This is a genomic window from Streptomyces sp. PTY087I2 (genome assembly GCF_001687325.1).
Lineage (GTDB): Bacteria > Actinomycetota > Actinomycetes > Streptomycetales > Streptomycetaceae > Streptomyces.
On sequence record NZ_LZRD01000004.1, the window covers coordinates 176,242 to 200,539 of the forward strand.

21 protein-coding genes are annotated in these 24,298 nt (G+C 70.7%); 12 read left to right on the forward strand and 9 right to left on the reverse strand.

Features of this window, described 5'->3' with window-relative positions:
- Positions 1 to 68 precede the first annotated feature (68 nt).
- Complete coding sequence (locus A3Q37_RS05575) at positions 69 to 1,592, forward strand: catalase (protein ID WP_065478368.1); 1,524 nt, start codon at positions 69 to 71, stop codon at positions 1,590 to 1,592.
- A 137-nt stretch (positions 1,593 to 1,729) separates the two neighbouring features.
- On the forward strand, positions 1,730 to 2,338 hold the full coding sequence (locus A3Q37_RS05580) for a GNAT family N-acetyltransferase (RefSeq protein WP_065478371.1): 609 nt from the start codon (positions 1,730 to 1,732) through the stop codon (positions 2,336 to 2,338).
- A gap of 69 nt (positions 2,339 to 2,407) precedes the next feature.
- On the opposite strand, the gene A3Q37_RS05585 is transcribed toward A3Q37_RS05580, so the two are convergent.
- Positions 2,408 to 2,704 carry a hypothetical protein gene (locus A3Q37_RS05585; RefSeq protein WP_065478377.1) on the reverse strand — a complete coding sequence of 99 codons (297 nt, stop codon included), beginning with the start codon at positions 2,702 to 2,704 and terminating at the stop codon, positions 2,408 to 2,410.
- A 299-nt stretch (positions 2,705 to 3,003) separates the two neighbouring features.
- Here A3Q37_RS05585 and A3Q37_RS05590 point away from each other — a divergent pair, with 299 nt between their 5' ends.
- Both A3Q37_RS05590 and A3Q37_RS37670 read left to right on the forward strand, forming a co-directional pair.
- Complete coding sequence (locus tag A3Q37_RS05590; RefSeq protein ID WP_065478380.1) at positions 3,004 to 3,408, forward strand: VOC family protein; 405 nt, start codon at positions 3,004 to 3,006, stop codon at positions 3,406 to 3,408.
- A gap of 89 nt (positions 3,409 to 3,497) precedes the next feature.
- Entirely contained in the window at positions 3,498 to 4,148 is a 651-nt protein-coding gene (locus A3Q37_RS37670) for a DUF6518 family protein (RefSeq protein ID WP_255311749.1), read from the forward strand.
- A 59-nt stretch (positions 4,149 to 4,207) separates the two neighbouring features.
- Here the strand turns inward: A3Q37_RS37670 and A3Q37_RS05600 are convergent, their stop codons facing one another.
- Entirely contained in the window at positions 4,208 to 4,786 is a 579-nt protein-coding gene (locus A3Q37_RS05600; RefSeq protein WP_065478382.1) for an MSMEG_1061 family FMN-dependent PPOX-type flavoprotein, read from the reverse strand.
- A 239-nt stretch (positions 4,787 to 5,025) separates the two neighbouring features.
- Between A3Q37_RS05600 and A3Q37_RS05605 the strand changes: the two genes are divergently transcribed.
- The 4 genes from A3Q37_RS05605 (at position 5,026) to A3Q37_RS05620 (ending at position 9,191) form a co-directional block, all read left to right on the forward strand.
- A complete protein-coding gene (locus tag A3Q37_RS05605; protein ID WP_065478385.1) occupies positions 5,026 to 6,093 on the forward strand; it encodes an iron ABC transporter permease in 1,068 nt (355 codons plus the stop codon).
- On the forward strand, positions 6,090 to 7,175 hold the full coding sequence (locus tag A3Q37_RS05610; protein WP_065478387.1) for an iron chelate uptake ABC transporter family permease subunit: 1,086 nt from the start codon (positions 6,090 to 6,092) through the stop codon (positions 7,173 to 7,175). The genes A3Q37_RS05605 and A3Q37_RS05610 overlap by 4 nt, the downstream gene beginning before the upstream one ends.
- Before the next feature lie 19 nt (positions 7,176 to 7,194).
- Positions 7,195 to 8,046 carry an ABC transporter ATP-binding protein gene (locus A3Q37_RS05615; RefSeq protein WP_065478718.1) on the forward strand — a complete coding sequence of 284 codons (852 nt, stop codon included), beginning with the start codon at positions 7,195 to 7,197 and terminating at the stop codon, positions 8,044 to 8,046.
- 122 nt (positions 8,047 to 8,168) lie between these two features.
- On the forward strand, positions 8,169 to 9,191 hold the full coding sequence (locus A3Q37_RS05620) for an iron-siderophore ABC transporter substrate-binding protein (protein ID WP_065478390.1): 1,023 nt from the start codon (positions 8,169 to 8,171) through the stop codon (positions 9,189 to 9,191).
- An 80-nt stretch (positions 9,192 to 9,271) separates the two neighbouring features.
- Here the strand turns inward: A3Q37_RS05620 and A3Q37_RS05625 are convergent, their stop codons facing one another.
- Complete coding sequence (locus A3Q37_RS05625; protein ID WP_065478393.1) at positions 9,272 to 9,889, reverse strand: YceI family protein; 618 nt, start codon at positions 9,887 to 9,889, stop codon at positions 9,272 to 9,274.
- 204 nt (positions 9,890 to 10,093) lie between these two features.
- On the opposite strand from A3Q37_RS05625, the gene A3Q37_RS05630 reads away from it, so the two are divergent.
- A complete protein-coding gene (locus A3Q37_RS05630; RefSeq protein WP_065478398.1) occupies positions 10,094 to 10,618 on the forward strand; it encodes a hypothetical protein in 525 nt (174 codons plus the stop codon).
- Positions 10,619 to 10,675: 57 nt separating this feature from the next.
- Here A3Q37_RS05630 and A3Q37_RS05635 read toward each other — a convergent pair whose 3' ends face one another.
- Positions 10,676 to 11,347, reverse strand: coding sequence for a peptidoglycan-binding domain-containing protein (locus A3Q37_RS05635; RefSeq protein ID WP_107471496.1), 672 nt, complete (start codon positions 11,345 to 11,347; stop codon positions 10,676 to 10,678).
- 137 nt (positions 11,348 to 11,484) lie between these two features.
- Positions 11,485 to 12,696 carry a glycoside hydrolase family 64 protein gene (locus A3Q37_RS05640; protein ID WP_176711359.1) on the reverse strand — a complete coding sequence of 404 codons (1,212 nt, stop codon included), beginning with the start codon at positions 12,694 to 12,696 and terminating at the stop codon, positions 11,485 to 11,487.
- Positions 12,697 to 13,085: 389 nt separating this feature from the next.
- On the opposite strand from A3Q37_RS05640, the gene A3Q37_RS05645 reads away from it, so the two are divergent.
- From A3Q37_RS05645 to A3Q37_RS05655, 3 genes are all read left to right on the forward strand, one after another.
- A complete protein-coding gene (locus A3Q37_RS05645; RefSeq protein WP_065478405.1) occupies positions 13,086 to 16,958 on the forward strand; it encodes an endo-alpha-N-acetylgalactosaminidase family protein in 3,873 nt (1,290 codons plus the stop codon).
- Between the two features lie 263 nt (positions 16,959 to 17,221).
- Entirely contained in the window at positions 17,222 to 18,805 is a 1,584-nt protein-coding gene (locus A3Q37_RS05650; protein WP_065478408.1) for an acyl-CoA carboxylase subunit beta, read from the forward strand.
- A 68-nt stretch (positions 18,806 to 18,873) separates the two neighbouring features.
- A complete protein-coding gene (locus tag A3Q37_RS05655) occupies positions 18,874 to 19,077 on the forward strand; it encodes an acyl-CoA carboxylase subunit epsilon (protein WP_065478416.1) in 204 nt (67 codons plus the stop codon).
- A gap of 82 nt (positions 19,078 to 19,159) precedes the next feature.
- On the opposite strand, the gene A3Q37_RS05660 is transcribed toward A3Q37_RS05655, so the two are convergent.
- The 4 genes from A3Q37_RS05660 to A3Q37_RS05675 form a co-directional block, all read right to left on the reverse strand.
- Positions 19,160 to 19,741 (reverse strand): ATP/GTP-binding protein, encoded by a 582-nt coding sequence (locus tag A3Q37_RS05660; protein ID WP_014048542.1) that lies wholly within the window; start codon positions 19,739 to 19,741, stop codon positions 19,160 to 19,162.
- Positions 19,722 to 20,366: a DUF742 domain-containing protein gene (locus A3Q37_RS05665; protein ID WP_176711354.1), complete on the reverse strand. Its 645-nt coding sequence runs from the start codon at positions 20,364 to 20,366 to the stop codon at positions 19,722 to 19,724. The genes A3Q37_RS05660 and A3Q37_RS05665 overlap by 20 nt, the downstream gene beginning before the upstream one ends.
- 90 nt (positions 20,367 to 20,456) lie before the next feature.
- On the reverse strand, positions 20,457 to 20,870 hold the full coding sequence (locus A3Q37_RS05670) for a roadblock/LC7 domain-containing protein (protein WP_006127847.1): 414 nt from the start codon (positions 20,868 to 20,870) through the stop codon (positions 20,457 to 20,459).
- A 10-nt stretch (positions 20,871 to 20,880) separates the two neighbouring features.
- On the reverse strand, positions 20,881 to 24,126 hold the full coding sequence (locus A3Q37_RS05675; protein WP_065478422.1) for a nitrate- and nitrite sensing domain-containing protein: 3,246 nt from the start codon (positions 24,124 to 24,126) through the stop codon (positions 20,881 to 20,883).
- Positions 24,127 to 24,298: the final 172 nt, after the last annotated feature.

Below are 24,298 nucleotides of genomic sequence, written 5' to 3' on the forward strand. Positions count from 1 at the left end.
GCCGAGCCGAGGCCCCCGCTCCCGCGCACGACCGACAACAGGACACGAGGACACGAGGACACGAGGACATGACGGACACGACCCGTAAGCCGACCACCTCCGACTCCGGTGCCCCGGTGGAGAGCGACGAGCATTCGCTCACCGTCGGCCCGGGCGGGCCGATCCTGCTCCAGGACTCCTACCTGATCGAGCAGATGGCCCAGTTCAACCGCGAACGCATCCCCGAACGGCAGCCGCACGCCAAGGGCAGCGGGGCCTTCGGGAAGTTCGAGGTGACCGCGGACGTCTCCGCGTACACGAAGGCCGCGCTCTTCCAGCCCGGCACGACGACCGACCTGGTCGTCAGGTTCTCCACCGTCGCGGGGGAGCGGGGCAGCCCGGACACCTGGCGGGACCCGCGCGGCTTCGCGGTGAAGTTCTACACCAGCGAAGGCAACTACGACATGGTGGGCAACAACACCCCCGTGTTCTTCGTGAAGGACCCGATGAAGTTCCAGCACTTCATCCGGTCCCAGAAACGCCGGGCGGACAACAACCTCCGCGACCACGACATGCAGTGGGACTTCTGGACCCTCTCGCCGGAGTCGGCCCACCAGGTCACCTGGCTGATGGGCGACCGGGGCATCCCGCGCACCTGGCGGCACATGAACGGCTACACCTCGCACACGTACATGTGGATCAACGCGCAGGGTGAGCGGTTCTGGGTGAAGTACCACTTCAAGACCGACCAGGGCATCGAGACGTTCACGCAGCACGAGGCCGACCAGATGGCGGCGGTGGACACGGACTACCACACGCGTGATCTGTTCGAGCACATCCGGGACGGCGACTTCCCGAGCTGGACGCTGAAGGTCCAGATCATGCCGTTCGAGGACGCGAAGGACTACCGGTTCAACCCGTTCGACCTGACCAAGGTGTGGCCGCACGGCGACTATCCGCTGATCGAGGTCGGCCGGATGACGCTGGACCGCAACCCCACGGACAACCACGCCGAGATCGAGCAGGCGGCCTTCCAGCCGAACAACTTCGTCCCCGGCATCGGCCCGAGCCCGGACCGGATGCTGCTGGCGCGGCTGTTCAGTTACGCGGACGCGCACCGCCACCGCATCGGCGGCAACTACCAGCAGCTGCCGGTCAATGCCCCCGTCGCGCCGGTGCACACGTACTCCAAGGACGGGGCGATGGCGTACCGGAAGACCTCCGACCCGGTCTACGCCCCGAACTCCAAGGGCGGCCCGGAAGCGGACCCGGCGCTCTTCGGGCCCCCGCCGAGCTGGTACGCCGACGGGGACATCACCCGGGCGGCCTACGTCGACCACGCCGAGGACGACGACTGGGGCCAGGCGGGCACGATGGTCCGCGAGGTCCTGGACGACGCGGCGCGGGACCGGCTGGTGGACAACGTGGTCGGCCACCTCCTGAACGGAGTGACCGAGCCGATCCTCCAGCGGGCGTTCACGTACTGGTCGAACATCGACGCCACCATCGGCAAGCGCATCGAGGAGGGCGTCCGCGCGAAGGCGGGCGAGAAGGACCCGAAGGCGGGCGAGCAGGGCAACCCGGCCCGCTCGTCGATGCAGCGCAAGGCGTAGTCGATGCGGCGCAAGACGTAGGGGCGCGAGGCCCTGAGGCCCGGCCGCCGGTCACCCGTCAGGGGCCGGCGGCCGGGTTCGTCGGTTTTGAGCCGGACCTGGCCCCCGCCCGCCGAGCAAGATCATCAACGTGCAGAATGACCCGTATGTCGATAACGAACACTCCGCAGGCGGCCACGCTCGACGACGCCCCGGAGATCAGCCGCACCCTGGCCCGCGCCTTCGCCGGCGATCCGATGATGGAGTGGTTCTTCCCCGGTGGGGCCGCGCGCGAGCCCGACCTGGTCCGGTACTTCACCACGATCTTCACCCGGCAGTACGGCCGCCACGGGGTGTGCGAGCGCACCGCGTCGGCGGCCGCGTTCTGGGTGGCGCCGGAAGGGCAGGAGAAGACCGTTCCCGACGCGGAGACGGTCGCGGAGCTGGAGGAGATCCTCGGCGACCGGGCGCCGCTGTTCCGGGACGCGGTCGCGGCGGCCGCCGAGCAGGGTCCCAAGGAGCCGCACTGGTATCTGGCGGTCGTCGGTGCGGACCCGGCCGCCCGGGGCCAGGGGCACGGGGCGGCGCTGCTGCGTTCCGGGCTGGCGAAGGCCGACGCGGCGGGTCTGCCGGTCTACCTGGAGTCCTCCAAGCCGGACAATCTGCCGTTCTACGAGCACTTCGGCTTCACGGTGCTGGGCGAGGCGCGGCTGCCGGGTGGCGGCCCGGCGCTGTGGGTGATGCGGCGCGCGCCGCGTGCCGTCTGACCGGACCGCGGCTCCTGCTGAGAGGCGGGCGCGGTCGGCCAGGGGGGCGCGGTCCGTCGAGGTGGGCGGTCAGTCGGGGTAACCGGAGAGGAATGCTTTCTCCGCTCGGGGCCGGCCTTCGGGCGCATCCGCTCGCCCGACCGGTGAACGGCGGGCGTCGGCCCAGATGGCCTCCAGCCCGAGAGGGCGGCCCAGGTCGTGACCGCTCCAGGGCTGCCAGGGATCTGCCATCGCACGGGAGTCTCCGTGCGGTGGCGCCCCCGGCGGGGCGTCGCGTTCGATGCCGTCGAGTCGCCGTTCGAACTCCGCCTGCAAGCGGTTCATCGTGGCGAGGAAGTCCCTGAGCAGGATGGTTTCTTCAGTCATGGGGTCGGCACATTCCTCTGCGAGACTTCAGCTGTCACATCCCGACAACGACAGGGCCGGGCCGAGGGGACGCGGCATTCGGGTGAGCGTGCGGGGAGGTGACGCACCGGCGTGTACGGGGAGGCCGCGCGCCTCTGTCCGACGGGTCGGCCCGCCCGGCCGCTCGGGCGGCGACCGCGGTCTACGGCCGGGGTCGTAGGGCGTCCGCCCGATGTGTGGGTGGCCTCGCGCTCCGTAGGGTCCGGGGGCAAGCGGTCCTCCGCGGCCGATGGACCCCCACCTCACCAGGAGGTTCCCCGATGCCGGCAGACGCCACGGCCCATGTGCGCATCGCCCGCCCCTCCCGGGACCTCGCGGCGGCCGAACGCTTCTGGGCCGCGGGGCTCGGCCTCGACGTCCAGTACCGCCACGAGTCCGACGGCACCCCCGGCACCCACTCGCTGCTCATGGTCGGCTGGCCCGGCGCCGCCTGGCACCTGGAACTCGTCCATGACCCCTCGGCCCCGGTCGAACCGCGCCCGACGCCCGAGGACCTGCTGGTGGTCTACCTCGGCGAGGAGGTCCCGGACGCCCTCGTGCAGCGGCTCGAACAGCACGGCGGCACGCGGGTGCCCGCGCACAATCCGTACTGGGACACCTGGGGCGTCACGCTCCGGGACCCGGACGGCTATCTGCTGGTGCTGTCGACCCGGACGTGGTCGTGATCAGTCTCTGGTGTCATCCGCCCGGGCGGATGACCGACTATGAACCGCACGTATAAACCGTGCGTATAGACCCTGTGTATAGTCGGGGCATGGCTGCTACCACCGATGCGATCACTTCACCCCGCCTGCGCTTGAAGAGTGCCCCGGGTGCGTCCGTTCTGTGCCTCGGCGCCGGGCTCGTCGGGGGCGTCCTGACGAACCTGTCGCAGGGCTGGCTGCCCGGGGCGTGGAACAACTTGGCCAACTCCGGAGCGGTTTGGACGATGTTCGCGTTCGCCGCCGGGGCCGCCCTCGCGAACCGTACCGACGGCCATCGCCTTCCGGCGGCGGCCGGAGCCCTGGCGGAGATCGGGCTCGTCGTCGGCTACTACGGGTACGCCGAGTTCGGGCGGGACGGAATGGGCTCTCTCACCTTTCCGCTGCTCTGGCTCGCCATGGCCTGTGTCGCGGGGCCGCTGTTCGGCATCGCGGGCGCGTGGTCGAGGCGCGGTACGCAACCCTGGCGGCGTTACGTGGCGCTCGGCGCACTCGGCGGTCTCTTCGGCAGTGAAGGCCTCCACTACTGGCTCGGACTGGGGTACGCGCCTCAGGCGGTGGCCTGCGGGGCTCTCGCCTGCGGCCTTCCGTTGCTGCTGGCGCGCACCTGGAAGGAACGCGGTCTGAGCCTCGCCGTGGCGGTCCCCGCGTCCTTCCTCACGTATCAGATCCTCTACGGCCTCCTGGACGCGGTGTCCGGCTGAGTGGGCCCGCGGGCCGTACGGACCGTCGTGCCGTCACCTCTCGGCCGAGGTCGCACGTGTCACTCGCCATCGACGCGGGCCTCCGCCCCCTCCCATGTCCGAGGCGCCCACACCCCCGACCGCTTCAGCGACGCCGGGCAGTGGCGGAAGATCTCGTCGATCTCGACGACCAGGGCGAGCTTCGGGCGCTGGCCCTTCAGCGTCATCGCGTCGAAGAACGGGGCGTCCGTGAGGATGCGGGCGCGGCCGTTGACGCGCAGGACGTCCATCGCGCCCGGTATCAGGTAGAGCAGGCCCACGCGCGGGTTCGCCAGGATGTTGTGGAAGCTGTCCGCGCGGCGGTTGCCCGGGCGGTCGGGGAGGGCGATCGTGCCCCGGTCCAGGACATGGGTGAAGCCGGGGGTGTCGCCGCGCGGGGTCGCGTCGCAGTTGCCGTCCGCGTCGGACGTGGCCAGGGTGCAGAACGGCGAGCGGGCCAGCAGCGCCAGGTCGTCGTCGGTGAGCCGGTCGTGGACCTTGTCGATGACGATCGGGTGCGGGGTGCCCAGAAGCTCGCGCAGTTCGTCCGCCGAGCCCAGGGGTACGGCCCCGGCCAGCGGACCGGTGGTGGGGGCGGTGGGGTCGGCGGCGTACGACAAGACGGTGCTCCGGAGCTCGTGGGGTGCGGCAGCGCGCGGTGCTGACCGGCGCTGTTAGGGTGACCTTACTTTGGGCCCCCTCATGTCGCCCGCCCGGGGTGGACCGGCCGTTCCCCGTCCGGGCGGGCCGGCGACGAGGGCGTCTCCCGTGCCCCGGGGTGCTCCCCGGCGCCGACGTACGAGCGTGAGGAACGAACAACAGTGCACCCCCGCATTCCGGCTGCCCCGGCGGCCGGGTCGTGAGCGGCTCGACCCTCCTGGAGAAGGAGAAACCGGCCGGCGGCGGCAAGGAATCGCGGCGCAGGCGCAGCCGGTCCGTGCTCGCCCTCGGGCTGCTCGCCGCCCTCGCCGTGCTGTTCCTCACCGTCGTCGCCAGCCTCGCCGTCGGATCCGGCGATGTGCCCTTCCGCGATGTCGTCGACGGCGTCCTCGACCCGGACACGGCGGTCAAGGGGCAGCTCATCGTCCAGGAGGTCCGCATCCCGCGCACCGTCGCCGGGCTGCTGGCCGGTGCGGCGCTCGGCCTCGCGGGCACGGTGATGCAGGGCGTCGCCCGTAACCCCCTCGCCGACCCCCAGCTCCTCGGCATCAACGCCGGCGCGTCCGTGGCCGTCGTGTGCTCGATCACCCTGCTCGGGTTCACCGTCGCCACCCAGTTCATCTGGTTCGGCTTCCTCGGCGCGCTGCTCGCCGCGCTCCTCGTGTACGGGGTCGGCTCGCTCGGGCGCGAAGGCGCGACACCGGTGAAACTGGCGCTGGCGGGGGCCGCGACCGCCGCCGTCCTCACCTCGATCACCAGCGCGATCCTGCTCCAGGACCGGGGCAGCTACGACCAGTTCCGGTTCTGGCAGCTCGGTGCGCTGACCGCCCGCAGCTCCGAAGTGCTGTGGCAGGTCTCGCCGTTCATCCTCGTCGGCACCGTCCTCGCCCTGGCGCTCGGACCGCAGCTCAACGCCCTCTCCCTCGGCGACGATCTCGCCCGCGGCCTCGGCCAGCGCGTCGGGGCCATCCGCATGGTCTCCGCCCTCGCCGTCGTGATCCTCTGCGGCGCGGCCACCGTCGTCGCCGGGCCCATCGGCTTCGTCGGGCTCGCCGTACCGCACGCCGCCCGCCTCATCACCGGGCCCGACTACCGCTGGGTGCTCCCGTACAGCATGGTGCTCGCCCCGGTCATGCTGCTCGTCGCCGACATCGTCGGCCGGGTCATCGCCCGCCCCGGCGAGGTGCAGGTCGGCGTGGTCACGGCCGCGATCGGCTGCATTCCCTTCATCTGGCTGGTCCGGCGCAGGAAGCTGGTGGAACTGTGAGCCGGGCACCCGTTGTCGCCAAGAACGCCGCGCACGCGGACAAGGAGCGGCTCGCCGGCGCCGTACGCCAGGTCGCCGCCGTACGCGGCCGGGGCCTGCGCCGCTCCGTCCTCGTCGGCACGGGCCTGTTCGCCGCCGTGGTTGTCGTGTTCGGGCTCTCGCTCAGCTACGGCGACATGGTGATGCCCATCGGGAAGGTCGTGGCCACCCTGTTCGGCGGCGGCGACGGCGGATCGCAGTTCGTCGTGCTGGAACTGCGGCTGCCCCGCGCTCTTCTCGCGATCCTCGTCGGCGTCGCGTTCGGACTCTCCGGAGCCGTCTTCCAGACCGTGCTGCGCAACCCCCTCGCCAGCCCCGACCTCATCGGCATCAGCGCCGGGGCCAGCGCGGTCGCCGTCACCGCCGCCCTGCTCTTCCAGGTCAGCGGACTCGCCCTCTCCGCGACCGCCCTCACCGGCTCACTGGCCGCCGGAGCCGCCATCTATCTGCTCGCCTGGCGCCAGGGCATCGCCGGACAGCGCCTGGTCCTCGTCGGCATCGGCGTCGGCATGGGGCTCTCCAGCGTCGTCTGGTACGTGATGGCGCGCGCCGAGGTCGCCAACGCGCAGGAGGCGTTCCGCTGGCTCGCGGGCAGCCTCAACGGCCGTTCCTGGGGCCAGATGTGGCCGCTCCTCATCGCCCTCGGCCTCCTCGTACCGCTGACCGTCCTCGCCGCCCACGCGCTGCGCCCCCTCCAGCTCGGGGACGACGCCGCCGCCGGGCTCGGCGCGAAGGTCGAGCACGGCCGGCTCGCGCTGCTGGCCTGCGCGACCGCGCTCGCCGGCGCCGCGACCGCCGCCGCGGGGCCCATCGGGTTCGTGGCGTTCGTCGCCGCCCCGATCGCCCGCCGGCTGGTACCGGGCCGGGGCGCGGCCCTGCCGCAGGCCGCCCTGACCGGGGCGCTGATCGTCCTGGTCGCGGACTTCGCCGCGCAGCACCTGTTCCCCGTGCAGCTGCCGGTGGGCGTGGTCACCAGCATCATCGGGGCCCCGTATCTGCTCCTGCTCCTGGCCCGCGCCAACCGCGTCGGCAGCGGAGGCTGAGATGGAGAAAACCCCGGACATGACGACGTATCGACAAGACGACGAAAGGCGTGGCCCTGCCGTGGCCGAACACACTCTGGAAGCCCGGGACGTCCGGCTCGGCTACGGCGAACGCGAGATCGTCCCCGGTCTGAGCGTGGCCGTGCCGCCCGGGAAGATCACGGTCATCGTCGGCCCCAACGCCTGCGGGAAGTCGACCCTGCTGCGGGCGATGGCCCGGCTGCTGGCCCCCTCCGCCGGGGCGGTGCTCCTGGACGGCCGGTCCATCCAGGAGATGCCGACCAAGGAGGTCGCCTCCGTACTCGGCATCCTGCCGCAGAGCCCCACCGCCCCGGAGGGCATCACCGTCTCCGACCTCGTCGGCCGCGGCCGCTACCCGCACCAGGGCTGGTTCCGCCGCTGGAGCGCCGAGGACGACCGGGCCGTCGCACAGGCGCTGCTGTCGACCGACGTCCTGGAGCTCGCCGACCGGTCGGTGGACGAGCTGTCCGGCGGCCAGCGCCAGCGGGTGTGGATCGCGATGGCGCTCGCCCAGCGCACCGACATCCTGCTGCTCGACGAACCGACGACCTTCCTCGACGCCAGCCACCAGCTCGACGTCCTCGACCTGCTCACCGACCTCAACCACGAGCAGGGCGTCACCATGGTGGCCGTGCTGCACGACCTGAACCTGGCCTGCCGGTACGCCGACCACATGATCGCGATGAGGGCGGGGCGGATCGTCGCGGAGGGCCGGCCGTCCGACATCGTGACGGCGGAGCTGGTCGGCGAGGTCTTCGGGATGCGCTGCTCGGTGATCGAGGACCCGGCGTCGGCCACCCCGATGGTCGTGCCGCTGGGCCGCCACCACATCAAGGACCCGGCCGTCTGAGCCTCGTACGTACGGTCCGAGCCTTGTACGTACGGGGGGAAGCAGGCCCTCCGGCGTACGGGACAGTCCTTCGGGTCAACCCGATGGCACCGTTGTCATTAGGTGAGGCTAACCTAAAGGGTATGAACGCTTCCGCTCCCCGCGCCCGGCGCACCCCCGTCCTGGTGGCCGGCGCCGTCGCCGCCCTGCTCGTCGGCCTCTCGGCCTGTGGCTCGTCGGACGACTCCGACAGCTCCTCGTCCCCCTCCGCCTCCGGCAGCGCGTCCGCAGGCGCCTTCCCCGCCAAGGTGGCGACCAAGTTCGGCGAGGTCACCGTCGACAAGCAGCCCAAGCGCATCGTCGCGCTCGGCTGGGGCGACGCCGAGACCGTGCTCGCGCTCGGCGGCCAGCCGGTCGGCGCCAGCGACTGGCTGCCGTTCGGCGGCGAGGGCGTCGGCCCGTGGGCCAAGGGCATGTACGACAAGAAGCCCGAGCTCATCGGCACGATGGAGCCGGAGTTCGAGAAGATCGCCTCCCTCCAGCCCGACCTGATCCTGGACACCAAGTCCAGCGGCGACCAGACCCGCTACGACACCCTGAAGAAGATCGCCCCGACCGTGGGCGTGCCCAAGGGCGGCGACCAGTACAAGATCTCGTGGGAGCAGCAGACCACGATGATCGCCGCCGCCATGGGCGTACCGGAGAAGGGCAAGGAGCTGATCGCGGAGACCGGGAAGAAGTTCGAGGCCGCCGCGAAGGCCCACCCCGAGTTCAAGGACAAGACCATCACGGTCGGCTCGCGTACGTCCGAGGGCTTCGGCGTCTACGTCGGTGGCACCGGGCGCATCGACTTCGTCGAGCGGCTCGGCTTCAAGAACAACCCGAAGGCCGAGGCCCAGGCCGGCGAGAGCTTCTCCGTCTCCGTCTCCAAGGAGAACCTGGACCTGCTCGACGCCGATCTGACGGTCATGACCCCGATCGGCATCCCGGCCACGGACATCAGCAAGGACCCGCTGTACAAGGCGGTCCCGTCGGTGAAGGCGGGCAACGACATCGTCTTCGACGACAAGGACATCTCGCAGGCGTTCGCCACGGACTCGGTCCTGTCCGTCTCCTACGCGCTGGAGAAGGTCGTCCCGCTCTTCGCGGAGAAGGTCGCGAAGTAGCCACAGCCCCCCTATGCGCACGCAGCGCCCCGTCCCGGGGAGATCCGGGTGCGGGGCGCTGTGCGTGCGTACGGAGGAGGTCAGGCCCCCGGGGCGGCCTTGATCGCGGAGATGTCGAACGTCAGCTTCACCTTGTCGCTGACCATCACGCCGCCGGTCTCCAGCGCCGCGTTCCAGGTCAGTCCCCAGTCGGAGCGCAGGATGTCGGCGCTGCCCTCGAAGCCGACGCGCTCGTTGCCGTAGACGTCGGTGGCGGAGCCGTTGAACTCCAGGTCGATGGAGAGCGGGCGCGTGACGTCCTTGATGGTGAGGTCGCCGGTGATCCGGTACGCCTCGCCGCCCAGCTGCTCGGCCTTCGTCGAGCGGAACGTCATCAGCGGGAACGTCTCGGCGTCGAAGAAGTCGCCGCTGACCAGGTGGCCGTCGCGGTCGGCGATGCCGGTGTCCACGCTGGCGATCTTCACGTCGATGGAGGCGGAGGAGTTCGCCGGGTCCGTGCCGTCCAGCACCAGGGTGCCCTCGTGCTCGGCGAAGGAGCCGCGCACATTGGTGACCATCGCGTGGCGCACCGTGAAGCCGATGCTGCTGTGCGCCGGGTCCAGGGTGTACGTGCCGGTCAGGGCGGCGAGCGCCGGGTCGACCGCGGGGGCCTCGGCGACGGCGGTGGGGGCGGACGACTTGCGGTTGAACAGAGCCATGGCTCCTCCTCGGGGGACGGGATGCGTGAGATTGTTTAACCTTCAACGAGATCGACCATAACTCCATCTTGTTCAAAATTCAACCTTTCTTGCGCATCGCCCTCTGGCGACGCGCGTAGAACTCGGGCACTATCTCCCTGCCCCGGTGTGCGCGGCCCCGCGCCCGTACACCCGTCGTTTTGTCATGAGCAGGAGGAATCCCCCATGGTGACCCGTCCACGACTCCGCTCCGCCCTCACCGCCCTGGCCCTCGTCCTCGGCGCGCTCTTCGTGCCCGGGATCGGCGCCCTCGGCAGCGGCGCCACCGAGGCGCACGCCGTGACCAAACTGACCCACGCCCAGGCGACCTCCCGGTTCACCTCGTCCGGGATCACCTGGTCGTCCTCCGGCGGCTGCTCCAACCGCAACAACCCCACCTGCACATCGTTCGACCAGCTCAACCTGGCCAGCGCCCAGGGCGCGCAGACCCTCAAGAGCGCCACCGGCTGCGCGCTCCGGATCACCGGCGGCACGGAGACCGGGCACGCCTCCGGCACGTACTCCCACTGGAACGGCTACAAGCTCGACTTCGCCAAGAGCACCTGCGTGAACAACTACGTCACCGGCGTCTTCACCTACATCGGCACCCGCGGCGACGGCGCCCGCCAGTACCAGTCCGGATCCGGCAACATCTACGCGGACGAGGGCAACCACTGGGACGTGACCTACTACAACTGCGGCGGCTGCTGAGAGCCGGATGCCCGGGGGGCCGTCCCGCGCCGGGGCGGCCCCCCGGGTCCTCAGGGCCTACGGGACCGGGTCGGCGTCCGGGCCCTCCTGCTCCAGCAGGTCCCGGGCGAAGTCCTCCCACTGCGCGTACCGGTCCGGATACGCGGACCGCTGGACCGCCTGGCACACCTCGCCCGGCTCCATCGACTCCCAGCCGTCGATCTGGAGCAGCCCCGGATTGGCGCTGGGTGAGGGCAGTCCGTAGAACGACTTCGACGCGGTCGGTACGTGCGTGATCTGCGCCGGCGTGCCCCAGCCCATGCTGGGGCGCTGCTGGAAGACGCCCAGCGAGTCATGGTCGACCGGCGATGTGTAGTTGACGAACTTCGACTCCTGCATCGCCGTCATCAGGGCGATGACCTGGGCCTCCTCGGAAAGCTCCGCCCACTTGCCGACGCCGATGACCGTCCGGGCGTGGGCGAGCTGCTCCGGGCCGAGGTCGGACGGGGCGGCGAAGAACGTCCGCAGCTCGCTGTCCGGGGCGGTCCTGAGCAGCTGCGCGGTGGCGGCGTCCACCCGGCCGGTCGGGGGCAGGCCGTAGCTCTGCTGGAACGCGCGCAGACCGTGCGCGCCGGAGGCCTGCGGGGCGGGTGACGGCGGCGGGGCGGGGTCCGCGTGCGCCGGGGCCGCGGCGGTCAGCAGGAGTCCGGTGGTGACGGCCGTGAGAAGCCGGTGGGGGAGTCGGTTCATTCGCATACGGCACCGTCCCGGGGCGCCGGGGCGAAGTCAAGAACGCCACACATCGTGTCAATTAGGGCACCCACCTACGGACATGCGTGTGCCCCCGCCGGGGTGGCGGGGGCACACGCATGTCTACCGGGCGGGCGTCAGGAACCCACGCTCACCGTGAAGCGGCGCGGGTTCCCGTCGTGCGCCGCGCCCGAGACGTCCGGCTCGCCGTCCGGGCGGACGTCGTCGTACGGGAACGCGTAACCGATCGGGCTGTTCGCGTGGACCACCCGGGACCAGTGGTTGGTGACCGCGGTCCTGTAGTAGTCCGACGTGGACGTGCCGTTCGGCTGGCTCGGGTGGCTCAGCATGATCGAGCGGTTGAAGCCCGCCGCGAGCCGGGCCAGGATCGCCTTCTTGTCGTCGGAGTCGCCCGGGTCGTTGGTGAACGGCCCGTGGTTGCAGGTGAAGATGTCCTTCGTCTCCGGCTTGGTGAAGGTGTGGCCGCCCTCGAACGTGAGGACGTCACCGCTGACCCGGCCCGCCAGCGTGCCCCGGCCGCCCTGGAGGTCGATCCGCAGGTCCTCGGAGCGGTACTTCTCCCACACCTCGTCGATCTGCGCCTCGAACAGACCCCGGAACGGCATCTCGTCCGGCCGGTCGAAGTACGGGGCCATGATGTTCTGCGGCGAGACGACCCGCAGCACCTTGCCGTCGTCGCCCCGGGTGATCAGCTGGTCCCAGGGCTGCCCGTCGGCGGCCGCCTGGGCGGTCAGGTCCGCCGCGATCCGCTCCACCGCGCCCTCCGGGTGCGGCGCCACGACGTGGGTGCCGTCCCCCTCCAGCGTGATGCCGATCGGGAGCGCGGTGATCAGGTCCACGTAACTGATGTTGGAGTACAACTGCTCGGTGTTGAACGTGAACTCGGCGAACGCCCAGGTCCGCCCGTAGTTCGGGTCCGTCGGCGTCGCGAAGGCCGGCTCCACCAGGGACGGGCCCGGGTTGAGGAAGAAGTCCAGCTTGTCGTCGCGGACGAAGTAGACCCGCGCCCCGTACATCTGCGGCAGGGTCAGCACGACCGGGCCCTCGCCCGCGCCCTTGAGCGGGATGGCGCAGTCGACGGGCAGCGGGGTCTGCGGGGCGCCGGGGGAGTCGGGGCGGTAGACCTCGCCGTTCGGCCGCAGCAGCACCCAGCGGTCGGTGCCCAGCTCGTGGCCGGTCACATACGCGTGCACCGTGCCCGGCAACGACTTGTTCTCCAGGGCCAGTTCGCAGGTCGCGGGGGCCGCCGACGCGCGCGGGCTCAGCGCGGTGCCCCAGGCGGGGTACGTGAGCGCCGCGGCCGAGGCGACGGCGCCGGTCAGGAACATTCGGCGTGAAATCACGAGGGGACTCCCGAGGTGGTGGGGGGCCGCAGGCGGAGGTGGGGGGTGGTGCGGGGGAGGGTCAGGGGCCGTGGGGGTGCCTGCGGTGCGCACCACTCTCGCGAGGCCCGGCACGACCGTCAATACTTGTGACTGAGAGCGCTCTCAAAAATTCCGAGTCTTCACAACTCGACGCCCCGAAGCGGTACTTGCCGGAACCGAGCGGGTGCGAACCGTGACCGGAGAGGGGCATTTACGGCCAAGAGGTGAACGGGTCCGCGAGTCGGGCCGCGCCCCGGCGACTTGGACTAACGCATCGGGGTTGTTGGACGGAGTCGGCCCCCCGGCCCGAAGTTCGTTGACGGTGTCCGGACACGACGACTACTCAGGGGGCCATGTCGCCAAGATTCCCTCGCCCCGGCCTGGTCGCCGCGGCCTCCGCAGCCGTCCTGGCGCTCGTGGGGGCCGCCCTCCCCGCCGCAGCCGCCGATCCGTCGAGCCCCACCCCGGCCGGAGAGGCCAGGGCCGCCGGGTCCGCCGTGATCCGGTCCGACCGGCTCGCCGTCGCCGTCGCCGACGACTTCCCGCGCGTCCTGTCGTACACCGACCGGGCGAGCGGCGAGCAACTGCTCGGCTCCACCCGGCCGGTCACCGCCGTCACCCTCAACGGGACCGCCCACCCGGTGAAGCTCAAGGGCGCGCCGAAGATCACCGGCTCCGCCGCCCGCTACACCCTCGTCTTCGACTCCCTGCCGGGCGTCGAGATCGACGCCTCGCTGACCGTCTCCGGGCGGGCCACCACGTTCAAGGTGACCGCCGTCCGTGACACGTCCGCCTTCCGGGTCGGGACCATCGACATCCCCGGGCACGACCTGATCTCCGTCGGGTCCAGTGAGTCCGGGGCCGCCACCGCGTTCACGACGCTCGACCCGGACTCCACCCGCACCGCCGACGTCTTCGCGAAGGTCACCGGGGAGACGAAGCCCGACTCCGCGCCCGTCGGGGCCAGTTACGCGATCCTCAACACCGGATCGCTCGCCGCGGCCATCGAGTCCAACTCCTCGTACGACAAGCCCTCCGGGCCCACCGGCGGCGACGACGCCCGCTTCTGGCACCAGGCGCGCACCGAGGAGGCCGGCGGCGTCCGGGTCGGCGTCTGGTCCGGCCAGTGGACCTACCGGGGCGAGGGCGCGCCCCGGCCCGAGAGCGGCGAGAACCTGCCCTGGGCCAAGGTCGTCGTCACCCCGGACGCCAACGGGGACAAGGCCGTCGACTGGCAGGACGGGGCCATCGCCTTCCGCTCCATCGGCGTCACCGCGCCCGGCAGCGAGGACACCGCCAAGCGGGTCGTCACCCATATCCCGTTCAACTTCGCCAGCCAGGCCACCCACCCCTTCCTGCGCACCCTGGACGACGTCAAGCGGATCTCGAAGGCCACCGACGGCCTCGGCCAGCTCGCCGTCCTCAAGGGGTACGGCTCCGAGGGCCACGACTCCGCCCACCCGGACTACGGAGGCAACTACAACAAGCGGGCCGGCGGGCTGAAGGACCTCAACACCCTGCTCAAGGAAGGCGGGAAGTGGGGCGCCGACTTCGGCGTCCACGTCAACGCCACCGAGTCCTACCCCGAGGCCAAGGCCTTCTCCGAGCAGCTCGTCGACAAGTCCAAGCCCGGCTGGAACTGGCTCAACCAGAGCTACTACATCGACCAGCGCCGCGACATCAACAGCGGCGACCTGGAAAAGCGCTTCCGCCAACTGCGCGACGAGACCGACAAGAACCTCGACTTCCTCTACATCGACGTCTACTACAGCCACGGCTGGATCGCCGACAAGACGATCGAGGCCGTGCAGAAGCAGGGCTGGACCGTCGGCACCGAGTGGGCCGACAAGTTCGAACGCGCCTCGCTCTGGTCGCACTGGGCCAACGACCTCAACTACGGCGGGGCCACCAACAAGGGCCTCAACTCGCAGATCATCCGGTTCATCCGCAACGGCGAGAAGGACATCTGGAACAACCACCCGGTCCTCGGCCAGAGCGCCCTGGAGGACTTCGAGGGCTGGACCGGCGAGACCGACTGGAACGCCTTCACCGCCAACATCTGGCAGAAGAACCTCCCCGCCAAGTACCTCCAGCAGCAGAGGATCACCCGCTGGGAAGGCAACGACATCACCTTCACCGGCGGGGTGCGCGGCACGGTCGAGGACGGCAGGCGGACCTTCTACGACCAGGGCCGCAAGGTGCTCAGCGGGACGGACTACCTGCTCCCGTGGGACGGCGGCAAAAAGCTCTACCACTACAGCGAGACCGGGGGCACCAGCACCTGGGAGGTGCCCGGCAAGGGCGCGTACACCGTCTACAAGCTGACCGACAACGGCCGTGAGAAGACCGCCACCGTACGCCCGGTGAACGGGAAGATCACGCTCACCGCCACCGCCGGACAGGCCTACGTCCTCTACCCCGGCCAGGCGCCGAAGGAGACCGCCGCCGACTGGGGCAAAGGCACCGGCCTCACCGACCCCGGCTTCAACGACCGGGACCTGAAGGGCTGGACGAAGACCGGCACAGCCGTCCGCGACACCGACGACCAGGGCCGCAACAGCGTCGAGCTCTCGGGGACGGCCACGGCCGCGCTCTCCCAGACCGTCACCGGCCTCAAGCCCGGCAAGCGCTACACCGCCTCCGCCCTCGTCGAGGTCGAGCCCGGACAGTCCCGCCGTACGGTGCTGAGCGCGGGCGGACAGTCGGTCGCCGTCGAGCGCTCCACGGCGAAGGACCAGGTCGCCGCCTCCGACTGGCACGGCACCTACTTCCAGCGCGCCGAGGTCAATTTCACCGCTCCCGCGAACGGCCGCACCACCCTGCGCATCGAGGCGGCGGTGGGCTCCGCGGCCAAGGTCCGCGCCGATGACGTACGGATCGTCGAGAACGCCCCCGCCACCCGCGCCGGCACCGTGACGTACGAGGACTTCGAGGCCGTCGACCAGGGCTGGGGTCCCTTCCTCAAGGGCGACGCGGGCGGCTCCACCGACCCCCGCACCCACATCTCCCAGCTCAACGCCCCGTACACGCAGGCGGGCTGGAACGGGAAGCTCATCGACGACGTGCTCGGCGGCAAGGAGTCCCTGAAGGCCCACGAGGAGAACACCGGGCTCGTCTACCGCACCGCCCCCTGGACCGTCCCGATGAAGGACGGCCACCGGTACCAGGTCGAGTTCGCCTACCAGTCCAGCCACGCCGGCGCCTACAGCTGGGTCGAGGGCTACGACCGGGTCGCCGGCGGAAAGGCCGCATCGACCGAGACCCGGGCCACCCCGATCGGGCAGCAGCGCACCACCGGACAGTTCAGCCGGACCCTCACCGCGGGCTGCGGCGACGCCTGGACCGGGCTGCGCAAGCTCCCCGGAGCACCCGAGGGCGCGGACTTCGTGCTCGACGGCTTCACCGTCACCGACCTCGGCCCCGCCCCGGCGGGCGAGGAGGCCGTCTGCGGCACGCTCGGCGTGGCCGCCGACGCCGAGACCCTGGAGCCGGGCGCCCCGAACACCGTGAAGGCGACCTTCGGCAACGACGAGGCGAGCGCCGCCACCGATGTGAAGCTCGCGCTGACCGTGCCCGAGGGCTGGCGGGCCGAGCCGGCGGGCCCGGTCGCCTTCGACTCGGTCGCCCCGGGCGCGAAGGTCACCGGCAGCTGGCGGGTCACCCCGCCGGTGGACGCCCCCTACGACACGTACGCGCTGGAGGCGAAGGCCACGTACGCCGTCCAGGGCGCCGGGCGCACGCTCGGCGCGGGCACCTCCGTCCGTACGCTCCCGCCGCCGCCCACCAAGGACAGCTGGGCCAGCGACCTGGACTGGACGGCCTCGGAGAACGGCTGGGGCCCGGTCGAGCGTGACCGGTCCAACGGGGAGGCCGGGGCCGGGGACGGCGGACCGCTGAAGATCGGCGGTGTCGCGTACGACAAGGGCCTGGGCACGCACGCTCCGGCGAAGATCCGCTACTACCTGGGCGGGAAGTGCACCTCCTTCACCGCCGAGGTGGGGGTGGACGACGTCCAGACGAGCCGGGGGAGCGTACGGTTCTCGGTCACCGCCGACGGTACGGAGAAGGTGGCGTCGCCCGTACTGGGGGCGGCCGACCCCGCCTGGAAACTCACCGCCGACGTCACCGGCGCGAAGTACGCCGAGCTGATCGTCCAGGACGGCGGCGACGGCAACGGGAACGACCACGCCGACTGGGGCGACGCCCGCTTCCACTGCGGAGACTGACCTCCCGGCCGGCCGGATTCCGGGCGCGGTGGACGGCGGGGGGACCGCCCTGCGCCATACTGAGGGGGCCTTCGGGCCCCCTCAGTGACGTGTGGCCCACCGCACACCCCGCACTTGTGGAGTCCCCACAACCAGAGTCGGCGTTTCGCTGGTGGATCGCCTGCACGGCGGCATGCTTCTGTCCACTCCCACCACGAAACCGGGCAGGAGACTGTACGGAGTCGACGGCGAGATTTCTGGGTCGGGGTTCGTAGGGTCGATGCATGACCGTTGTGGACGAAACCCAGGGTGAGCCGACCGACGCCCGAGGCCGGGTGGCCGAACTGCTGGCCCTGCGCGAGCAGGCGCGGCGCGGACCGAGCGAGCGGGCGACCGAGGCGCAGCACGCCAAGGGCAAGCTGACCGCCCGCGAGCGCATCGAGCTGCTCCTCGACCCGGGTTCGTTCAAGGAGGTCGAGCAGCTGCGTCGGCACCGGGCGACCGGTTTCGGCCTGGAGGCGAAGAAGCCGTACACCGACGGTGTGATCACCGGGTGGGGGACGGTCGAGGGCCGGACGGTCTTCGTCTACGCGCATGATTTCCGGATCTTCGGCGGGGCGCTGGGTGAGGCCCACGCCACGAAGATCCACAAGATCATGGACATGGCCATCTCGGCCGGTGCCCCGCTGGTGTCCCTCAACGACGGCGCCGGCGCCCGTATCCAGGAAGGCGTCTCCGCCCTCGCCGGCTATGGCGGGATCTTCCAGCGCAACACCCGCGCCTCCGGAGTCATCCCGCAGATCAGCGTGATGCTCGGCCCGTGCGCGGGCGGCGCCGCCTACAGTCCGGCGCTGACGGACTTCGTGTTCATGGTCCGTGAGACCTCGCAGATGTTCATCACCGGCCCGGACGTCGTGAAGGCGGTCACCGGCGAGGAGATCACCCAGAACGGGCTCGGCGGCGCGGACGTGCACGCCGAGACGTCCGGGGTGGCGCATTTCGCGTACGACGACGAGGAGACCTGCATCGCCGAGGTCCGCTACCTCATCGGGATGCTCCCCTCCAACAACCGCGAGAACCCCCCGACCGCGCCGAGCGACGACCCGGCCGACCGGCGGGGCGACGTGCTGCTGGATCTGGTTCCGGCGGACGGGAACCGCCCCTACGACATGCACCGGGTGATCGAGGAGCTCGTCGACGACGGCGACTACCTGGAGATCCACGAGCGCTGGGCCCGCAACATCATCTGCGCGCTGGCCCGGATGGACGGCCAGGTCGTGGGGATCGTCGCGAACCAGCCGCAGTCGCTGGCCGGGGTGCTGGACATCGAGGCCTCGGAGAAGGCCGCCCGCTTCGTCCAGATGTGCGACGCGTTCAACATCCCGATCATCACCCTTCTGGACGTCCCCGGCTTCCTGCCCGGCGTCGACCAGGAGCACGGTGGGATCATCCGCCACGGCGCGAAACTCCTGTACGCCTACTGCAACGCCACCGTGCCGCGGATCTCGCTGATCCTGCGCAAGGCCTACGGAGGCGCGTACATCGTCATGGACTCCCAGTCCATCGGGGCCGACCTCACCTACGCCTGGCCCACCAACGAGATCGCGGTCATGGGCGCCGAAGGCGCGGCCAACGTCATCTTCCGCCGCCAGATCGCGGACGCCGAGGACCCCGAGGCCATGCGCGCCCGCATGGTCAAGGAGTACAAGGCGGAGCTGATGCACCCCTACTACGCGGCCGAGCGCGGCCTCGTCGACGACGTGATCGACCCCGCCGAGACCCGCGAGGTGCTCATCGCCTCGCTCGCCATGCTCCGCAGCAAGCACGCCGACCTGCCGTCCCGCAAGCACGGCAACCCCCCGCAGTAGTCGCCACGGCGACGGCGCGATCCGCCGCACGGTCCACGACAGCTGCCGAGAAGACGGAGACACCCACCATGAGCCTCACCCCCGCCGAGTCCGTTCTGCGCGTCGAGAAGGGGCACGCGGCCCCCGAGGAGCTGGCGGCCATCACCGCCGTCCTGATGGCCCGCGCCGCCGCCCAGCCCTCCGCCCCCACCCACCGCGGCCGTGACACCGCCGGCTGGCGCCGCCTGGAGCGCACGCCGGGCTTCCGCGCCCCGCACAGCTGGCAGGGCTGACCACCCCCGCCGGACGTTACGAGAAGGGCCCCGCACTCCCGAGGAGTGCGGGGCCCTTTCGCGTACGGGACCGGCGGGTGTCCTAGCGCAGGCGTGCCATCAGGGCGTGCTCGACGAGCGTGATGAGCGCGCTCTTGGCGTCCGCGCGGTGGCGGGCGTCCGTCGTCAGGATCGGGGTGTCCGGACCGATCTGGAGCGCTTCGCGGACCTCGTCGGGGGTGTAGGGCTGGTGTCCGTCGAAGCCGTTGAGGGCGATGACGAAGGGGAGGCCGCTGTTCTCGAAGTAGTCGACGGCGGGGAAGCAGTCGGCGAGACGGCGGGTGTCGACGAGGACGACGGCGCCGATGGCGCCGCGGACCAGGTCGTCCCACATGAACCAGAAACGGTCCTGGCCCGGCGTACCGAAGAGGTACAGGATCAGGTCCTGGTCCAGGGTGATACGTCCGAAGTCCATGGCCACCGTCGTGGTGGTCTTGTCCCCGGTGTGGGTCAGGTCGTCGATGCCCGCCGAGGCGGACGTCATCACGGCTTCGGTGCGCAGCGGGTTGATCTCCGAGACGGCACCGACAAACGTGGTCTTACCCACGCCGAAGCCCCCTGCCACCACGATCTTCGCCGAGGTAGTGGAGCGGGCCGCTCCGCCGCTAGAGCTTGCGAAGTCCACTGAGCACCCTTTCGAGCAGTGTCACATCTGGCTGGCCGCCGGCGGCCTCGTCGCCGCCGGGCTGATGGATAGCGACGAGTCCGGCCTCGGCCAGGTCGGCGACGAGGATCCGGGCAACGCCGAGGGGGATCGAGAGAAGGGCCGAGATCTCGGCGACCGACTTGATCTCGATGCAGAGCCGGCAGATCCGCTGATGCTCGGGCAACTGCCCTTGCAGCCGGGCCGGATCGGCCGTCGTGCTGACCAGCGCCTCGATGGCGAGCTGGTAACGCGGTCGGGTCCGGCCGCCGGTCATGGCGTACGGACGGACCAGCGGGTTGTGCGCGGCGGGCTTGGCGGGCTCGGGAGCCCGCCGCTGCTGCACCGGCTGGATGCGCGGCTGCTGGGACGTGTCGTACCGCTGCTGCGGTTGCTGCGGCCAGCCCGAACCCGGCTGCTGCTGGGGCCACTCGGACCCCGGGCCGCCGGGCACACCCTGCTGCTGGTGCTCCTGGTGCTGATATGGCTGATACTGCCCGGGGCCCTGACCACCGGATGCGGCAGGGAAGCCGAAACGGTTGTCACCGTGCTCACCCGGAACCCTCTGGTCACCGTTGTATGGGTGCCCGCCTGTGGGTGCTGCCACGTTTCCTCCTCCGACTGCCGGTCGCCGATCCCAGTGGGGCCGCGCCACCGCACTTTATGGCGCGGTGGCGAGAAACGCACTGTCTGTCTACTAGTTAAGAAGACTTCCCTGAAGTTCGGCGCGGAGGTCCGGAGTCAGGACACTGCCCGCGCGGTCCACCAGAAGGGCCATTTCGTACCCAACCAGACCGATATCGGCGTCCGGGTGGGCCAGAACGGCGAGTGAGGATCCGTCGGAGATGGACATGATGAAGAGGAATCCCCGCTCCATCTCCACAACGGTCTGATTCACGGCGCCGCCCTCGAAGATCCGCGAGGCGCCCGCGGTCAGCGACGTCAGACCGGAGGCGACGGCCGCCAGCTGGTCGGCGCGGTCGCGCGGGAAACCTTCGGACATCGCCAGCAGGAGTCCGTCGGCGGAGACCACCACCGTGTGCGACACCCCGGGGGTGTTGTCCACGAAATTGGTGATCAACCAGTTGAGATTCTGCGCCGCCTGGCTCATCGGGCTCACACTAACGCTCCTGGTTGTAGGTGGTACTGGTGTCCGACCCCGCGCTGCGTCCCCGCTGGATCCCCCGCCGCAGGTTGCTCAACCTGCCGCGGACGTCCTCGGGTGCGCGGGAGACCTGTGGGCCGCCCTGCTGGGTCTGCTCCGCCGTGCCCTCGACCAGGTTGGCCTTGGGCACGCGCCGGGGGAGACCGGAGGGGGTTATTCCGCCCGCCTTCGGCTCACGGAGCTTCTCGGCCCGCTCCCAGCGCTCGTCGTTCGCCGAGCGCCAGTCGTCGGAGCCGTCCCCGTCCGTCTGCGGGGCCTGCCGCTGCTCCTGCTGCGGGCGGGGCCGCTGGGCCGGAGCGGGCTGGTCGTTGCCGCGGCCGCCGGGGCCGGGGTGCCAGTGCTGCTGACCGCCGCGGCGCGGCAGACCGGCTTCGGTCAGCTCGTGGCCGACGTTCGGGGTGGGTCCCGGACGGTCGAAGCCTACGCGCTCCGAGGGCTCTGCGGGCGTGCTCGGAACAGATTCCGGTTCGGCGGGAGCCATCGGCTCATAACCGTTCTGGAAACCGTTCTGAACAGGCCAATCATCCTGGTGGGACTGGTCGGCCGAGGCCGCGTACGCGTCGGCGTACTGGCCCTGCCGGGCGTCCGGAGCGGCATATGCCGATTCCGCGTAGCCGTCGTAGCCGTCCTGCTGCTGCGCCTGCTGGTCCTGCTGCGGGTAGCCGTCCCCGGCGCCGTACTGCTGCTGCTCGTACGACTCCTGGTACTGCTGCTGCGGCTGCTGCTGCCCGTACTGGTCCTGGCCGTACTGCTCATCGGCGTAGCCCTGCTGCGGCTGCTGCTGGTCGCCGTACGGGTCGCCCGCGTACGGCTCCGGCGCGTAGCCCTGCTGTTCCTGGGCGTTGTCCGCGAAGGGGCCGCCGGCGCCCGTTTGGGCCTCCAGGGCCGCCCTGCGCTCCTCGCGCATCAGCGAGCGGTTGACCGGGTCCAGCTGGCCCGGGTCCGCGGGGGTCTCGTAGCGCGAGTCGTCGAAGCCGAGCTCCGCCGCCGTACGCATCGGGGCCTGCTGCGGAGCCGGATCGAAGGCCGACTGCTGCTCGGGGATGATCGAGGAGACGGTGAAGTCGTCCTCGGCGGCCTGCGGATCGCCACCGCCACCGTGGGTGATGGCGTCCGGCAGCATGACCAGCGAGGTGGTCCCGGCCTGCTCGCCCGAGGGGCGCAGCTGGACCCGGATCCCGTGCCGGTCGGCCAGCCGGCCGACCACGAACAGGCCCATGCGCTGGGACACCGCGGCGTCCACGGTCGGCGGGTTGGCCAGCTTGTGGTTGATGTCGGCGAAGTCCTCGGCGGTGAGGCCGATGCCCTTGTCGTGGATCTCGACCATGACGCGGCCGTCGGGCAGCCGGGTCGCGGTGACCCTGACCTTGGTCTGCGGCGAGGAGAACGTCGTGGCGTTCTCCAGCAGCTCGGCGAGCAGGTGCACGAGGTCGGTCACGGCCTGGCCGTGGATCTCGGCCTCGGGGACGCCGGAGAGCTCGATGCGCTCGTAGGACTCCACCTCGGAGGAGGCGGCCCGCAGGACGTCCACCAGCGGCACCGGCTGGTCCCAGCGGCGGCCGGGCTCCTCGCCCGCGAGGACGAGGAGGTTCTCGCCGTTGCGGCGCATACGGGTCGCCAGGTGGTCCAGCTTGAAGAGGCTCTCCAGCTGGTCCGGGTCGGCCTCGTTGTTCTCCAGGTCGGTGATCAGGGTCAGCTGGCCCTCGATGAGCGACTGGTTGCGGCGCGAGAGGTTCGTGAAGATCGCGTTGACGTTGCCCCGCAGCATGGCCTGCTCGGCGGCGAGCCGGACGGCCTCGCGGTGCACCTGGTCGAAGGCGCGGGCGACCTCGCCGATCTCGTCCTGCGTGGTGATCGGGATCGGCTGCACCCGGGTGTCGACCCGGCCCGGGTCGGTACGCGAGAGCTGGTCGACGAGGGAGGGCAGCCGCTGCTCGGCGATGCCGAAGGCGGCGGTACGCAGCTGGCGCATCGAGCGGCTCATCTGGCGGGCCATGAGCCCGGCCAGGATGAACGCGGCCAGCAGCGCGATGACGACGATGAGGCCGTTGACGATGGCGTCGGTCTTGGCGTCGGACGAGATCTTCGCGGCCTCGTCCACCGCCTTGGCGACCAGCTCGTCCTCGACGGTGGCGTACCCCTCGAACTTCGCGGTCGCCGCGGCCATCCAGGTCTCGGGCGTGATGCCCTTCTTCGCCAGCTCCGCGGGGTCCTGGCCCTTGCCGATCTCCTGGGCCATGCCGTCGAAGACCGAGCCGTCGATGCTCGGCGGCGCCACGAAGGGCTTGCCCGCGGCCTCGGCCTGCTCCTTGGCGGCCTTCAGCTGCTTGGCGCCCTCGGCGGCCTTGCCGGCCATGACCTGCTTGAGGCGGTCGACGTCGGCCTCGGTACCACCGGAGTTGAACTCGCCGAGCGCGATCTGCTCCAGGTAGTTGTACGAGCCGAAGGCCTTGACCTGGTCGTTGTAGACACCGGGCTTCTTGCTCGGGCGCACCAGAAGGTGCATGCCGATCGAGCGCTGAAGCGATTCTGCAGCCTTGGACAGCTCGATCGCGTAGACCGTACGGCCGTAGCTGGTGATGTTGCCGGTGCCGAGGCCGAGCTCGTTGGAGAACTCCATCAGCGAGTGCTGGACCTGGACGTAGCCCTCTTCGGTCTTCACCGGGTCCAGGGCCTGTGAGTAGGCGGCCTTGCGCAGCTCGGGAAGCTTGGGCTCCTCGCCCTTGAAGAGCTTCAGGCGGCGCTCCAGGCCGGGCTTGGACGGCATGTCCTTCACCGCGGCGTCGAACTTCCGCGCGGCCTCGTCCGTGGTGGCCCGGGTCCGCTCGACCACATCGGCGTCACGGTCGCCCGAGAGCAGCGGCTGGGCGGTGAGGTCCCGCTCGTTCAGCAGCGCCTGCCCGTAGTCGGACGCGGCGCGCACGACGTTCGCGATCTTCTCGGCCTCCTGGGCCTCGCCCCAGGTGTCGATGGAGCCCTTCACCTGGAAGCCGCCCATGACCAGGCCGACCAGCACCGGGATCAGGAGGATCGCGTTCAGCCGGGTGGCCACCCGCCAGTTGCGCGGGGACAGCCGGCTGGTGCTGCCATCGGCCGCGGACTCCGTCTCGGGCACATCCGCAGGGGACGCCGCAGCGCGCGGCGGCGGGGTGAAGTTGCCCCGCTCGGGCTGCGCCGCGGAGCCCTCGTTGCTTCGCCTCACTCGACCAACAACCTCTCGGCGTCGGCACCTACGTTGTGCCGGATTATTTCGTTCAGGGCCGTACTACTGGGGAGTTCGTCGAATTGCAGCACGGGGACCGGCCCCGTTCCAAACACTCGGAATCGACGATTCCGAGTGGCCCAGGCCTCAGATAAATCGGGCATAAAGAGCG

Excerpts from the sequence above, each read along its gene's own strand:
- A3Q37_RS05575 (WP_065478368.1), top strand. The coding sequence starts at position 69 with ATGACGGACACGACCCGTAAGCCGACCACCTCCGACTCCGGTGCCCCG.
- A3Q37_RS05580 (WP_065478371.1), top strand. The coding sequence starts at position 1,730 with ATGACCCGTATGTCGATAACGAACACTCCGCAGGCGGCCACGCTCGAC.
- A3Q37_RS05585 (WP_065478377.1), bottom strand. The coding sequence starts at position 2,704 with ATGACTGAAGAAACCATCCTGCTCAGGGACTTCCTCGCCACGATGAAC.
- A3Q37_RS05590 (WP_065478380.1), top strand. The coding sequence starts at position 3,004 with ATGCCGGCAGACGCCACGGCCCATGTGCGCATCGCCCGCCCCTCCCGG.
- A3Q37_RS37670 (WP_255311749.1), top strand. The coding sequence starts at position 3,498 with ATGGCTGCTACCACCGATGCGATCACTTCACCCCGCCTGCGCTTGAAG.
- A3Q37_RS05615 (WP_065478718.1), top strand. The coding sequence starts at position 7,195 with ATGACGACGTATCGACAAGACGACGAAAGGCGTGGCCCTGCCGTGGCC.
- A3Q37_RS05620 (WP_065478390.1), top strand. The coding sequence starts at position 8,169 with ATGAACGCTTCCGCTCCCCGCGCCCGGCGCACCCCCGTCCTGGTGGCC.
- A3Q37_RS05625 (WP_065478393.1), bottom strand. The coding sequence starts at position 9,889 with ATGGCTCTGTTCAACCGCAAGTCGTCCGCCCCCACCGCCGTCGCCGAG.
- A3Q37_RS05630 (WP_065478398.1), top strand. The coding sequence starts at position 10,094 with ATGGTGACCCGTCCACGACTCCGCTCCGCCCTCACCGCCCTGGCCCTC.
- A3Q37_RS05635 (WP_107471496.1), bottom strand. The coding sequence starts at position 11,347 with ATGAACCGACTCCCCCACCGGCTTCTCACGGCCGTCACCACCGGACTC.
- A3Q37_RS05640 (WP_176711359.1), bottom strand. The coding sequence starts at position 12,696 with ATGTTCCTGACCGGCGCCGTCGCCTCGGCCGCGGCGCTCACGTACCCC.
- A3Q37_RS05645 (WP_065478405.1), top strand. The coding sequence starts at position 13,086 with ATGTCGCCAAGATTCCCTCGCCCCGGCCTGGTCGCCGCGGCCTCCGCA.
- A3Q37_RS05650 (WP_065478408.1), top strand. The coding sequence starts at position 17,222 with ATGACCGTTGTGGACGAAACCCAGGGTGAGCCGACCGACGCCCGAGGC.
- A3Q37_RS05655 (WP_065478416.1), top strand. The coding sequence starts at position 18,874 with ATGAGCCTCACCCCCGCCGAGTCCGTTCTGCGCGTCGAGAAGGGGCAC.
- A3Q37_RS05670 (WP_006127847.1), bottom strand. The coding sequence starts at position 20,870 with ATGAGCCAGGCGGCGCAGAATCTCAACTGGTTGATCACCAATTTCGTG.